At 39.2% G+C, this 14,191-nt stretch carries 12 protein-coding genes; 2 read left to right on the top strand and 10 right to left on the bottom strand.

From position 1 onward, the window contains the following. Nucleotides 1–383: 383 nt before the first annotated feature. The 6 genes from purD to prmA all read right to left on the bottom strand — a co-directional run bounded on the left by purD (nucleotide 384) and on the right by prmA (nucleotide 6,975). On the bottom strand, nucleotides 384–1,670 hold the full coding sequence (gene purD / locus H4J76_RS19050) for a phosphoribosylamine--glycine ligase (protein WP_182218422.1): 1,287 nt from the start codon (nucleotides 1,668–1,670) through the stop codon (nucleotides 384–386). A gap of 84 nt (nucleotides 1,671–1,754) precedes the next feature. Further along, a complete protein-coding gene (locus H4J76_RS19045) occupies nucleotides 1,755–2,582 on the bottom strand; it encodes a class I SAM-dependent methyltransferase (protein WP_182231107.1) in 828 nt (275 codons plus the stop codon). Between the two features lie 258 nt (nucleotides 2,583–2,840). After that, complete coding sequence (gene purH / locus H4J76_RS19040) at nucleotides 2,841–4,442, bottom strand: bifunctional phosphoribosylaminoimidazolecarboxamide formyltransferase/IMP cyclohydrolase (protein ID WP_182231106.1); 1,602 nt, start codon at nucleotides 4,440–4,442, stop codon at nucleotides 2,841–2,843. Between the two features lie 183 nt (nucleotides 4,443–4,625). Next, on the bottom strand, nucleotides 4,626–4,913 hold the full coding sequence (gene fis, locus H4J76_RS19035) for a DNA-binding transcriptional regulator Fis (protein ID WP_070375036.1): 288 nt from the start codon (nucleotides 4,911–4,913) through the stop codon (nucleotides 4,626–4,628). Nucleotides 4,914–4,933: 20 nt separating this feature from the next. Next, nucleotides 4,934–5,899: a tRNA dihydrouridine synthase DusB gene (dusB, locus tag H4J76_RS19030; RefSeq protein WP_070375037.1), complete on the bottom strand. Its 966-nt coding sequence runs from the start codon at nucleotides 5,897–5,899 to the stop codon at nucleotides 4,934–4,936. A gap of 194 nt (nucleotides 5,900–6,093) precedes the next feature. Continuing rightward, complete coding sequence (prmA, locus tag H4J76_RS19025) at nucleotides 6,094–6,975, bottom strand: 50S ribosomal protein L11 methyltransferase (RefSeq protein WP_182218425.1); 882 nt, start codon at nucleotides 6,973–6,975, stop codon at nucleotides 6,094–6,096. Nucleotides 6,976–7,094: 119 nt separating this feature from the next. Here prmA and H4J76_RS19020 point away from each other — a divergent pair, with 119 nt between their 5' ends. Both H4J76_RS19020 and H4J76_RS19015 read left to right on the top strand, forming a co-directional pair. Next, a complete protein-coding gene (locus tag H4J76_RS19020) occupies nucleotides 7,095–7,583 on the top strand; it encodes a putative 4-hydroxy-4-methyl-2-oxoglutarate aldolase (RefSeq protein WP_182218427.1) in 489 nt (162 codons plus the stop codon). Nucleotides 7,584–7,633: 50 nt separating this feature from the next. Further along, a complete protein-coding gene (locus tag H4J76_RS19015; protein ID WP_182218429.1) occupies nucleotides 7,634–8,599 on the top strand; it encodes an NAD(P)-dependent oxidoreductase in 966 nt (321 codons plus the stop codon). Nucleotides 8,600–9,034: 435 nt separating this feature from the next. On the opposite strand, the gene H4J76_RS19010 is transcribed toward H4J76_RS19015, so the two are convergent. The 4 genes from H4J76_RS19010 to H4J76_RS18995 all read right to left on the bottom strand — a co-directional run. After that, nucleotides 9,035–10,648 carry a di-heme oxidoredictase family protein gene (locus H4J76_RS19010; RefSeq protein WP_182231105.1) on the bottom strand — a complete coding sequence of 538 codons (1,614 nt, stop codon included), beginning with the start codon at nucleotides 10,646–10,648 and terminating at the stop codon, nucleotides 9,035–9,037. Nucleotides 10,649–10,743: 95 nt separating this feature from the next. After that, nucleotides 10,744–11,895, bottom strand: coding sequence for an imelysin family protein (locus tag H4J76_RS19005; RefSeq protein ID WP_182218433.1), 1,152 nt, complete (start codon nucleotides 11,893–11,895; stop codon nucleotides 10,744–10,746). 42 nt (nucleotides 11,896–11,937) lie between these two features. After that, the gene (locus H4J76_RS19000; protein ID WP_182231104.1) at nucleotides 11,938–13,287 is read right to left on the bottom strand and encodes a hypothetical protein; all 1,350 of its coding nucleotides are present in this window, start codon (nucleotides 13,285–13,287) and stop codon (nucleotides 11,938–11,940) included. Nucleotides 13,288–14,086: 799 nt separating this feature from the next. Further along, nucleotides 14,087–14,191, bottom strand: a 105-nt coding sequence (locus tag H4J76_RS18995) for an elongation factor Tu (protein ID WP_077287512.1), incomplete at its 5' end; no start/stop codon positions are given.

Genomic DNA, 14,191 nt, shown 5'->3' with positions numbered 1-14,191 from the left:
CTTTTCGAAGATTCAAACCTTATCTATAAAACGTTAAGTTAACTACTTTACTCTAAAGTGATGTAGATAACTTATCAAAACGTTCGTTTGGGTTACCCCTTGGAACTGGAGCGCATTCTAGACATTTCTCGCTGGGCGTCAACCCTTTTTTGTCATAAATTTGAAATAACCGATCGTTCGGTCAATTAACATACATACCGCGTTGTTATTGAGCTTTATTAAAGCTACTACAGTAATTATCAATTTTTTATCAGTTATAACTAAACAAAACCTAACAATGATCATTTCAGTTTACTGTAGGGGATCTTGAGATATTCGTGGATTTTAGCTAATAAAAAAGCCTCTTAAAAGAGGCTTTCATTTCAACACTTAAAAAGTATAAGTTAACTTTGTTCTCTGGCGATTGCACGATAGGCAATATCTGTTCTGAATTGTACTTCTTCCCAGCTTATTTCGTGTAATAAAGCATAGGCAGATTTTTGCGCTTGTGTAACCGTTTCGCCTAATGCAGTAGCACAAAGCACTCGACCGCCAGCCGTCACTATCTCACCATTAATTTCAGTGGTGCCAGCATGGAATGTTTTTCTGTCGGGATGCTGGTTAGTTTCTAAACCTGAAATCACTTTACCTTTGGCGTAAGTGCCTGGATAACCGCCGGCCGCTAACACTACACCGACAGCTGGACGTGGATCAAAATCAATAGTCGCTGTATCTAACTTACCAGCACAGGCCAGTAAACATAACTCAACGATATCTGACTTTAAACGCATCATAATAGGTTGTGTTTCTGGATCACCAAATCGACAGTTGTATTCAATCACTTTTGGCGTACCTGTCGCATCTATCATTAAGCCAGCATATAAGAAACCAGTATAAGGGGCATCTTCTTTAGCCATACCCTGCACTGTAGGATATATGACTTCATCCATAATACGTTGATGAAGTTCAGCGGTAACTACCGGCGCTGGTGAATAAGCCCCCATACCACCTGTATTTGGTCCTTCGTCATTATTATAAGCACGCTTATGATCTTGACTTGTTGCCATGGCTAAAACATTTTTGCCATCAACCATAACAATAAAGCTCGCTTCTTCACCATCTAAAAATTCTTCGATGACAACACGATGCCCGGCATCTCCAAAAGCATTACCAGCGAGCATATCTTTAATAGCGTCTTCAGCTTCTGGCAATGTCATTGCGACAATAACGCCTTTACCAGCTGCTAAGCCATCAGCTTTAATAACAATAGGTGCGCCTTTTTCACGAACATAAGCTAACGCAGCTTCTATTTCAGTAAAGTTTTGGTACCAGCCTGTAGGAATGTTGTGACGAGCTAAGAAGTCTTTAGTAAATGCTTTTGAACCTTCAAGTTGTGACGCTTTAGCACTTGGACCAAAAATAGTTAACCCCTCGGCTTGAAAGGCATCAACAACGCCGTCAACAAGTGGCTGCTCTGGGCCAACAATCGTTAGAGTAATGTTTTGAGTTTTAGCAAAGTCGACTAGTGCAGCAGTATCGCCAGCGGATATGGCAACATTTTCTACTTTATTTTCTGTTGCTGAACCGGCATTACCTGGTGCAACAAATACTTTTTCTACTTGTGATGATTGTGCAGCTTTCCATGCGAGTGCATGTTCACGACCACCACTACCTATTACTAAAACATTCATTTATCTTAACCCTACTTTATTTGCTAGAAAATATGCTAAAAAACTTGCGCCATTATAAGGGAAGTTATGCCGCAAGTCTTAAGATTATTTAGCTACTTTTGCAAATTTTAAAGTCATTCGATCACTTTCACCGATAGCCAGATATTTTTCTCTATCTTTATCTTTTAATGCAAGTGACGGGGGTAATGTCCAGACACCTTTTTCATAACTTGCTTTGTCTTTAGCATTAGCATTTACTTCACTACTGGCAATAAAAGTAAATCCAGCAGCTTCAGCTTGTGCAATTGTCTTCTCCACAGAAACATAGCCGCTATTCATATCGTTAGCTGTCGCGCCTTTTGGTAAACGATGCTCAACGACACCTAAAATACCACCAGTTTTTAATGCCTTAAAGGCATCAATAAATACTTGGCTTACACCTTCTTCTCCCCAGTTATGTAAATTACGAAAAGTAAGTACCATATCCGCAGAACCAGCGGGAGCTAATTCACTGGCTTTCTTAGGCACAAAATTAGAGAGTTCAACTTCACTAAACATCTCATGACTAGCCAATTTTTTTACTAAATTTTTACGGGAATTACTGTAATAGTTGTCTTCACCGGTATCAGGATAATGAGCACCGATTAACTTTCCTTTGCCTTTTAACGCTGGGGCTAAAATTTCAGTGTACCAACCACCACCAGGTGTTATCTCAACAACAGTCATTGATGAATTAAAACCAAAAAATTCTAAGGTTTGTTGTGGATGACGGTATTCATCGCGCATTTTATTAGCCGCTGATCTATCTTCACTAGCAACCGCGTGGGCTAACTGTGTATTAACCATAGGTTGCATGGCTTGATCAGCGTAAGAAACACTGGCTAATGACAGGCTAATGATTGAAGCTGATAATAAAGTTTTTATTGTTTTCATTTGCTTTTCCATATCAAGAATAAAGGTTAACTCGACATGTTATAGCAGATTTTAAAAGAAGAAACAGATAAGGGGGATAAAAGAAAAGTATTTAACCTTGTTGAAGTGTAACATTTTATCAACAAGGCTAATAAAGCCGTTATTTGAAAATGCTTTAAGCTGGTTAGTGAAAATTAAAAGCGGAAGCGCGGAGCGTAGTTTATCTACTTGAGCACTTCCAACGAATAATTTTATTTAACCAACGATAAGCAAACCTACTTAATGGCGGAAGTGACGCATTCCGGTGAACACCATAGCTATGTTATGTTCATCGGCAGCGGCAATAACTTCATTATCACGCATAGAACCGCCCGGTTGAATAACAGCAGTAATGCCCGCTTCAGCGGCAGCATCTAAACCATCACGAAATGGAAAGAATGCATCAGATGCCATGACTGAACCTTTAACTTCTAAGTTTTCATCTGCAGCTTTGATACCAGCAACTTTAGCTGAGTAAACTCGGCTCATTTGACCGGCACCGACACCAATAGTCATGCTATTTTTAACGTAAACAATCGCATTAGATTTCACGTATTTCGCTACTTTCCAACAGAATTGTAAGTCACGCATTTCATCAGCAGTGGGTTGGCGTTTAGTAACAACTTTCAAATCATCGCTGGTCACTTTGCCTTGGTCTCTGTCTTGAACCAATAAGCCACCATTAACACGTTTAAGATCAAAACCGGTAGTTTTGTTCGACCATTCACCACAGGCTAATAAACGTAAGTTAGGTTTAGCAGCAACAATTTGTGCCGCAGCCTCTGAAACACTTGGCGCGATAATAACTTCAACAAACTGGCGAGAAACAATAGCTTCTGCTGTGTCGGCATCTAATTCACGGTTGAAGGCGATAATGCCACCAAATGCTGAGGTAGGATCTGTACGATAAGCACCTTCGTAAGCGGCTAAGATATTGTCACCAATAGAAACACCACAAGGGTTAGCATGTTTAACGATAACACACGCCGGCTCATCAAATTCTTTAACACATTCTAAAGCGGCATCCGTGTCAGCTATATTGTTATAAGAAAGCGCTTTGCCTTGTAATTGCTTAGCCGTTGAAACCGATGCTTCTTCAGGATTTGCTTCGACATAAAAAGCAGCATCCTGATGCGAGTTTTCACCGTAACGTAAATCTTCAGTTTTAATAAACTGACTGTTAAAGGTGCGTGGAAATTTGTTTTTTTCTTTAAAGTTAACTTCGCTTTTTTCACCACTTCGCGCACTAAGCATTTTGCCAAAGTAATTTGCGATCATACCGTCGTAAGCTGCAGTATGTTCATAGGCAGCAATAGCTAAGTCAAAGCGTGTGTTATACGTTAATGAATCATCGTTACTATTCATTTCTGCTAATACGCGCTCGTAATCGTGAGCATTAACAATAATCGTCACGTCTTTATGATTTTTTGCCGCTGCACGAACCATAGTGGGTCCACCGATATCAATATTCTCAATCGCGTTTTCCAAGCTACAGTTTTCATCACTAACTGCGTTAGCAAATGGGTAAAGGTTAACGACAACAAGATCAATCGCGCTAATATCGTTTTCAGCCATAACGGCTTCATCCATACCACGGCGCGCTAAAATTCCGCCATGAACTTTTGGATGAAGTGTTTTAACACGACCGTCCATAATTTCAGGGTGACCTGTGTATTTAGAAACTTCAGTAACTTGTATACCATTATCAGCTAATAATTTTGCTGTGCCGCCGGTTGATAAAATATCAACACCTTTTTGCGCTAAACTACGAGCGAAATCGACAATACCTGTTTTATCAGAAACACTTAATAATGCACGTTTGATTGGGCGTGGAGTATCCATTGCTTTATTGTTAACCTTAAAGTTAGTTTAATTGTCTGGCCGTTGACATTTGTCCTTGGCAGTGATTTTTTAAAATAAATCCTTTACTCAGTAATGAGTAGCTAGCTGAAGAAAACCCCTTAGCTAGAAATAAAGAAAGCACCCTAGGGTGCTTTCGATTGACAGGGACAACCTGTCTATTTTTTAGTTCATGCCGTATTTTTTAAGCTTCTTACGTAAAGTACCACGGTTGATACCTAACAAGTTAGCCGCACGTGTTTGGTTACCGCGCGTATACTTCATAACTTCTTCTAACATTGGCGCTTCGATTTCAGAAAGTACAAGGTCGTACATATCATCTACATCATTACCATTTAATTGCGATAAGTAGTTACTGATAGCTTGTTTAGCTTGAGTACGTAATGGAGAATACTCAGCTTGAGTTTGGATCTTGCCAGTAACGAATGGTGATGAAATATTTTGTTCAAACATAAAGTTCAGACTCTTTCTAGTTAATTTAAATTATCAAAATACAGTTCTAATGCATCAAGTTGATCGGTAGATGACTCTAACGCATTAAAAACAGAACGAAATTTTTTCTCTTGATCATACGCGAGCATATACCAAGCAACGTGCTTACGAGCAAAACGAACACCCATAAAGTCACCGTAAAAGTTGTGTAAGTCCTTTACATGCCCAATAACTATCGGACAAATCTCTTCCAATGAGGGGGCAGACAAATGTTCACCCGTTTTCAAGAAATGATTAATCTCTCGAAAAATCCAAGGTTTCCCTTGGGCACCACGACCCACCATTACGGCATCAGCCCCAGTAAAATTTAATACCTGCGCCGCTTTGATTGCGCTGGTAATATCGCCATTAGCCACAACGGGAATACTAACCGCTTGCTTGATGGCTTTTATCGTTTCGTATTCCGCATCCCCTTTATAAAAATCATTACGGGTGCGACCATGAACGACTAAAGACTGAATACCGTTGTGCTCAGCAATTTTAGCAATTTCAATGCCGTTGCGAGTGTTCTCACACCAGCCGGTACGAATTTTAAGTGTTACTGGCACGTTTACCGCATCAACAACACTTCGCACTATTTCTTCAACTAATTTAGGTTCTTTTAATAATGCAGAACCCGCGAGCTTTTTATTGACCTTTTTAGCAGGACAGCCCATATTAATATCTATAATTTGTGCGCCATTTTCAACATTAACTTTAGCAGCAAACGCTAACTCTTCAGGATCTGAACCGGCAATTTGTACCGAACGAATACCTGCAAATTCACTATGAATACTTCGTCGCTTAGATTTTTCGGTATGCCATACTTTGGGATTAGACGAAATCATTTCTGACACGGCTAACCCTGCTCCCATTTGACAACACAGTTGTCGAAAAGGTTGGTCGGTTATTCCGGCCATTGGAGCAAGCATTACATTACTTGATAAAGTATACGAACCTATATTCATGTTGCTGTTTTTTTGAGCTACTATTCAAAAGGGCGCTAAGTTTACGTGTTTTTAAGGGAATTGAAAAGCATATAAATTGAACAATTCTTGCTTTTTTTTGCGTTTTTAATATTGACTTTTTGCAAACTATTGATGTGAGCAGAATTTGTACAAATAGCTAACGAATACTGCTCAATTAATAACAGGGTTTTTGACTAATTTTTTTTACCTGAAAGACGAACCCATTCATCTTGAACAGCAATGGCATCCATTTCACACCACTGACTATAAATATTTTGCAGTTCATTGGCCTGTTCTTCTAAAACACCTGACAGTGCAAGGTGACCATTTGGTGCAACAAATTCAATAATCGTTGGCGCTAATTCACGTAATGGTCCGGCTAAAATATTAGCGACAACCACATCAGCTTTAAAACTTGGCTGATCTTTTGGTAAGAAAAGTTCTAAACGGTCTGCAATACCGTTGCGCTCAGCATTTGCTTTACTTGCTTGTAATGCTTGTGGATCAATATCAATACCAATGACTTTTTTCGCGCCTAGCTTAAGTGCCGCCAGCGATAAAATTCCTGAACCACAACCAAAATCAACTACAGTTTTACCGACTAAATCTAATCCGTCTAACCAGGTTAAACATAATGCCGTGGTTGGATGGGTGCCTGTGCCAAACGCTAAACCTGGATCAAGCATAACATTAATCGCGGTTGGATCAGGAACTTCGCGCCAGCTTGGACAAATCCATAAACGCTCACCGAATTTCATTGGATGGAAGTTGTCCATCCACTCTCTTTCCCAATCTTTATCTTCAAGTTGCTCTAACTTGTAAGCCATATTGTTTTTATCTGGATGGATACTTTTCAAATAAGTAATGGTTTTATCCATGTCATGGCTGGCATCGAATAAGCCCATTACCACGGTATTGTGCCAATAGATAACTTCATCACCCGGAAGCGGCTCATAAATAGGGGTATCTTGGGCGTCGATAAACGTCACGGCTTGCGCGCCACAAGCACTTAACCAATCACTATATTTTTCTGATGTGTCTTCATTCGCACTCAAGCGAAGTTGTATCCAAGGCATGGGAGGTGCTCACTATAAATTTTTCACTAGTTTAGCATTTGTTAGTTAATACCTACAAAGACTTCTGCTAGAGTATTGCTAGGATAATTATTCCCTCTGGCCTAATAAGGAACTCTACGATGCTCGATCTTCTCCCTGATTTATATGACATTTACCCTAACGCATTAACACTGGCACAACCGCTATTTACTGACTATGGCAAAAATAACATTTTTTATGGGGAAATAGTCACCGTGTCTTGTTTTAATGACAATTCAAAAGTCAAAGCCTTGGTAGATACTGACGGCACAGGTAAAGTCATGGTTATTGATGGTAAAGCAAGTACCACACGTGCACTGTTAGGTGACATGCTTGCTGAAAAAGCGGTTAAAAATGGTTGGCAAGGAATGGTCATTAATGGCTGTATTCGTGATGCGGGTACGATTGCCACGCTAAAACTAGGTGTAAAAGCATTGGGTTGTTGCCCAATTAAAACTGAGAAACTAGGTATTGGTGAAGTAAATATTCCCATTACTTTTGCCGGCATTCATTTTATTCCCGGACAGTTCATCTACGGCGACAGTAATGGTTTAGCCATCAGTGAAAAACTTTTATCATTACCGTCTTAACGCAATTGTTTAGGCTCATACACAGATTAAAGACAATATAGGTTATTTAAATGAAATATTTCCCCATTTTTCTTGAGGGTAAAAACATATCGGCAATGATCATTGGTGGTGGTGATGTCGCGGCACGTAAAATTGAATTATTGCTAAAAAGTACCACTAACATTACGGTTATGGCTGCAAGCTTATCTGAAAGTGTGAAACGATTAGTCGATGGCCATGATCTACATTGGCTCGCTCACAATTACCAAAGCGGCCATTTAATTGGCATGAACTTAGTGATTGCAGCTACCGACGATGGCGAAGTCAATAAAGCGGTTGCTGGTGAATCACAACCGCTCAACATTCTCACCAATGTTGTTGACCAACCTGAACTCTGTACTTACATCACGCCAGCAATCATAGATCGCGCACCGATGATTATCGCTATGTCTAGCTCTGGAAGTGCCCCTATACTGTTAAGGATGCTTAGAGAACAAATTGAAAAAACCCTACCCAATGGCTACGGTAGGCTTGCAGATTTTTCTTTTAAATTTCGAGATCATGTTAAAGCAAGAGTAAGAGGGCTGCGCAACCGTAGGACCTTCTGGGAAAGCGTATTAAGAGGGCCTATCGGTGAGCAGATTTTACAAGGTAATATACCCGAAGCTGAACAACAGCTTATTGCTAGCATAAAGAAAGAAATTACACCGCCGGTAGGTGAAATTGTCTTTGTTCATACATTAGATGGTAATCCAGATAAATTAACCCTACAGACTCACCGAGAAATGCAATTTGCTGAAGCGGTATTTTATGACGATGACGTTAATATCGACCTAATTGAATATATACGCCGTGATGCTGAAAAGTATCCACAAAGTATTACTTCATCAATACTTATTAATTTTCAACATGCACTTGAACTCGCAGAGAATGGACAGAAAGTCATTTATCTTTTAGCAGGACACACACAGTTACCTGAAAACTCAGCATTTTCGTCGAGCAGTATTTTGAAAAAAGAATTAATAAGTGGTGTATAAGTAAAGATCTACAGCGTTTTTAGGCTATAACTTACGATTTACTACACCGTTTTTTAGAAAATAATATCATTTAAAGGAAGGCGGTTAATAAGACACGCATCGTTTAGACTATAACTTACGATTTACTACGCCGTTTTTTAGAAAATAATATCATTTAAAGGAAGACGGTTAATAAGACACGCATCGTTTAGACTATAACTTACGATTAAAGGCTGATCCTGTTGAATCACCATCCCGCTTTTTAAAAAAATAATATCACTTAAAGGAAGACGGTTAATAAGACACGTATTTTTTTAGACTATAACTTACGATTTACTCACTCGTTTTTTAAAAAATAAGGCGTTAAAGTAACTCTTTAACGCCTTGAATAAGTGATGCTTTGCGCAAAGCCCACTTCTTCTGGAGAAATAATAACATTGTCGGCGCGGCGCTGACTTATAAAGACATAACAAAAGAGACTAGTTGCTCACGTTCATTAACACTTAATGCCATAAACTTGTCGGTAGCTTGTTGCGCTTCACCGCCATGCCAAAGTATTGCTTCTTCTACCGTACTCGCTCGACCATCATGTAAAAAACCTGCGGCAGGATTCACTGTTTTAGTTAACCCAATTCCCCACAGTGGTCGAGTTTTCCACTCATTGCCTGTTGCCATAAAATCACGACGATTATCTGCTAATTCTGCGCCTAAATCGTGTAATAACATGTCTGTGAAGGGATAAATATGTTGTCCTTTTAATGACTCAGGTGCAGGTACTCCCCCCACCAAAATATCACCACTCATCGTAGTAAAGTCTGGTTGATGGCAAGACACACAACCGACCTCTTCAAATAATTGTGCGCCGGCAATTACCATTTCATTATTTACATTGCGTCTTGATGGCACCGCTAATGTTTCCGCATAAAAAACAACATCATCTGAGAACTCTTGGCTTGCTTCACTACCTCCTTGTTCATCAACACCGGTATCAATAAAACCTGTCCGCGTTAAATAGCTTTCATGCAAAGGTGAATTAGCGATGCTCTCCTGTGGAAATAACGGATTGGTAATTCCCATATCACCCCGTAATGCGCCCAGAGACTGAACACGAACACTGGGTGTGCTTGCTTTCCAGCCAAAGCGTCCAAGTGATACAGGTATAAGATCTTTATTTTTCGCTTTAATTGGGTCGAAAACCCAATTAGGACGACCTGAAATACCATCGTTATTGGTGTCTAGCTCATCACTTAACGCTAATATATCCGCTTCGGCGATGAGCTCTAACAAACCTAAACCAAAGATTGGCATGCCATTACGTGGGCTATAACGCACATCAACCTGCATAATTGCACTATCGCGTTGTTGACCGTCGCCAACATCGTAAGCATTTTCAATGGTAAATACCGGTTTTTTTAATTCAACCGTATCACCATTGGCATACGTTATTGTTTTAAATTCATAAGCTAAATAAACATCGGCTTGACCAACAAAAGGGTGATCTTGCCAATCAGCCCGTGCTTTTAACACACCTCGATGAAATAGCTGGGTACCAAAACCTTGCACAGGCTTATTTTTACAATAGTTATTATTAATTGACGGCGCTGTGCATTCACCGTCTTCAATACTCATTCTCAAAAAAATACCGGCATTAGCGCCTAATAAAATACGATCTTGGTCTTGTGGAATGGTTAATGTAGATGGACGACCATCACGCTGGTGGCATGAGTTACAATTTTGATTATTAAAAACCGGTCCCAAACCATCTAATTCAGGGTGTTCCATATTTGGCGCTGTTGTAAACGCCATTTCAAAATTAGCATCGCCAGTCAGGTGTTGGTTTAGTTCAGCGTCAGTTAAGGTCGTTATTGGAGTTGAAAAGCCATGCCCTGAATCACTAGCATCAAATGCTGTCGCTTTATCACCTAGGTTTTCAACAAAAGTATAATCAGGGTAATCAGGTTCAACAACAGCATTATCATTTGACTGACTCTCACGATTACAGGCACTAAGAAATAATGTTGCCAGTAAAAGATTAATCGTAATTATTAAACCCTTGTTTATATTATTCATATTTAACATAAGTTTTGTTCTATTTATAAATTAAAGGGAAGTGCATCCTTGCACGGCTTACATCCTTTAGGGGTCGGTTAGCAACTAAATCACTGTTAGTTATTCCAGTTATTCAACAATATAAGCACATCACTCTCTAATGATGTTTGTAAAATACTTAAAGCATCAATAGCGGCTTGAATACGAACACGTGCTTCTACATCATTAATTGCTTGCCTGAACGGCATATCATTTTCACCTGAAATCGCTTTAATTGCTGTTATTGCTGTCGTTATTTCGGTATCGATGCGAATAGCTAAAGCACTATCCGCGGCTTGAACGAAATTAATAATTCCTACATCGGTCACAGCTTGTGAATTTGTGGTCCCTAGGTAAACATTTTTAACCCCTTGAATATTATTTGTGAAATCAGCCAGTGAATTCCAACTGTATTGTGATTCAACTAACGAGGTATCCGTTGAGTTAATATCACTACCAAAGGGTTCAGCAATTTTTCCGTTAGCGACTTCATCAACAATACCTATCATGCCATTAATTAATTCTTCTACGACGCCTAGTTCAGACGCATAAATGTCATTACCTGGTATCAGCAAAAATTCTTGGTAGGGTAATGAGTTTGTATCATTGGCATCATGTCTAACCGTCCATGCATCAAAAAGCGATTGGGTATATTCACGAAACACTTCTGCAGTAGCAGCTAAATATTCACGCTCTAACGCTGTCATTTCATCTATCGCTTTAGCATTATCGGTTAAGCCATCGCCAAAAAGTAGAAACTCCATGGTATGAAAGCCCTGAACATCGTCGTTAAATAACTTGATAACCTCGGCATTAAAACCACTTTGTGTTGCTAATAAACTTTGCAGATCACTGGTATTTAATGGCCAGGTATCTAAGTGAGGATCTATAGATAAGGCATCTACTGGTCCAAAAATATGAGCTTCTCCTTGCTCCCAAGGTTGGCGAACTGTTTGCCATGCTTGTTGAGTTGCCAATAATGTTTCTTGGCTCGGAGAATTTAATAATGACAAGGTCGCTAAGTGAAAGATCTCTGCTTTGGTGTTCAGGTCGTTATAACCTTCAACAATAATATCGTTTGTTATATTACTTATCATAGCTGTTGCATCAAACGCGAAGCCTGATGGTTCTTCTATAACAGGTATTGACTGCGAAGAACTGCTACCACCACATGCAGATAACATTAATATTGCTGTGGTCGTTGCGAAGAGTGAAGTTTTCAATGACATTTTTAATTCCTTTAAATTTACAGTCGTCTTTTAAACTGATGGTTATATTGAAAAATAATAGCCCATCGATAGGCTAAAACTTTGGGTATTATTAAGGTTGTTTTGTGCATAAGATTTTTCAGCAAACTGAGCTTTAAGTACCACATTTTTTATTGGTATGTAGTTCACACCGATGGCAATTTCTTTAATATCAAAACGAGAGGTAGCTAAGCCCCCTGCTACTTCTTTAATAGGGTTGGCATAATCATATGAAGTAAATAGATACAAAGGTTTGCTAAGACCAAGCAGAAATTGACTGTTATAGGCGACTTCTAGAAATGCTGACTCAGCTTCACTACCTAATTGAGCAAAGTTACCTGGCTTTAATCCTGGCGTTGTTTTATTAGCGGCAGTAATGGCTAAGCTGTCATCTAATTTGCCGAATAAATACTGACCTCGTAGCGTCCAATCTTGATAACGATAAACGCCATTTAGCCCGATAATGGATAAATGGCCATCCGCTGAAATATTATTGGTATTATTGCGATTACCACTGGTGTTACCGCTGTAAAAACTAGCGCCTATCCCTGAGCCTTTTTTAAGGTCGCCATAATCTACTCGAAGCGTTAACGCTAAGTCGTCGGCATTGATCGTTTCGAATCTTTTTTGGTGACCACTGGCTACCCAGCGATAAGTACGAAAGTATTCAGAATTAAGGCCTGTCGTCAGTAAAGCTTGCGCCTTAAATCCTTGCCAATTTGCAGTGAAGTTAATCCCGGTTTCATGCCAAACTTGGGGGATAAGTGTTGATTCACTCCAATGACGCTGGGTAGTAAAATATTGATCAGGTTTGTGTAACTCAGTCCCTAAACCCACAGGGACAAATATTCTGCCAAGTTTAATAGCAAAGTAGTCATTGTAAGCATATTTGAGTTCTAATTTTTCAACCAGAACTTCACCACCCGCTTCTATCTCAGTTTCAAATTCGCCGAATTCTTCGAAGCCATCATATTCTAATGCTGCGCCTGTACCACCATGTTCGTACTCTAACTCTATTTCAACTTGCCATTGGGGGTCAAACCGATAACCAAATTCTAAAACAACGCGTTCGACATCAGTTATGCTGCGCTTTTGTGGTTGTGTGTCTTGCGTGTTACGAAAAACATCTTCCGTTTTATAAAGTACACTGCCATAAGAGGTAATGTGCCAATTTTTGACGGCTGAATAATTTAGCTGATCTTTATGACTTGTTGAGGATACGGCTAGACTTAATTGTCTAAGTTCACTTTGAAGCTTTTCAATTTGTTGCTGTTGTTTGTTAAAGTTAATAACAGAGGGTTGATCATCAGCCTGAGCAAGGTTACAAAAACTGACCATTGCCAATGTTGATAAAACAGAAATTTTGTTTTTCATCTTACTGCACCAATACAAATACGAATCACTTTCATTTGCATGTATTGTAATTAGCTCTAATGATTATTGCAAACAATAATAGTTATCATTCGTAATTAATTTCATTCTATTCTTTTGATCACTGAAATAAGACATAAAAAAGACGCCTAAGCGTCTTTTCTTGAATTCTCGTGAGAACTAAAATCTGCAATTATGTGATGCCTCTTTTAGGTACAGCGATACAACACCTGCTCTGTGTTGGCAGCTTTGATAGTTTTGACTGTTTGACAATTTCACTAAAATTTAGTGATAAAAAAAGACGCCTAAGCGTCTTTTCTTGAATTCTCGTGAGAACTAAAATCTGCAATTATGCGATGCCTCTTTCAGGTACAGCGATACAACACCTGCTCTGTGGTAGCAGCTTTGACTGTTTTACTAAAATTTAGTGATAAAAAAAGACGCCTAAGCGTCTTTTCTTGAGTTCTCGTGAGAACTAAAATCTGCAATTATGCGATGCTTCTTTCAGGTACAGCGATACAACACCTGCTCTGTGTTGGCAGCTTTGATAGTTTTGACTGTTTGACTCTTTGACAATTTCACTAAAATTTAGTGATAAAAAAAGACGCCTAAGCGTCTTTTTTTTAAGTTCTCGTGAGAACTAAAATCTGCAATTATGCGATGCCTCTTTCAGGTACAGCGATACAACACCTGCTCTGTGGTAGCAGCTTTGACTGTTTGACTGTTTTGCTAAATTTTAGTGATAAAAAAAGACGCCTAAGCGTCTTTTTTTTTAAGTTCTAGTGAGAACTAAAATCTGCAATTATGCGATGATTTTAGATACAACACCAGCACCAACAGTACGACCACCTTCACGGATAGCGAAGCGTAAACCTTCATCCATCGCTACTGGGTTGATTAGCTCTAC

The sequence above is a fragment of the Colwellia sp. BRX9-1 genome (genome assembly GCF_014077195.1).
GTDB lineage: Bacteria > Pseudomonadota > Gammaproteobacteria > Enterobacterales > Alteromonadaceae > Colwellia_A.
Note: the sequence above shows the minus strand (reverse complement) of the source record. Positions and strands in the feature narration are given on the sequence as shown.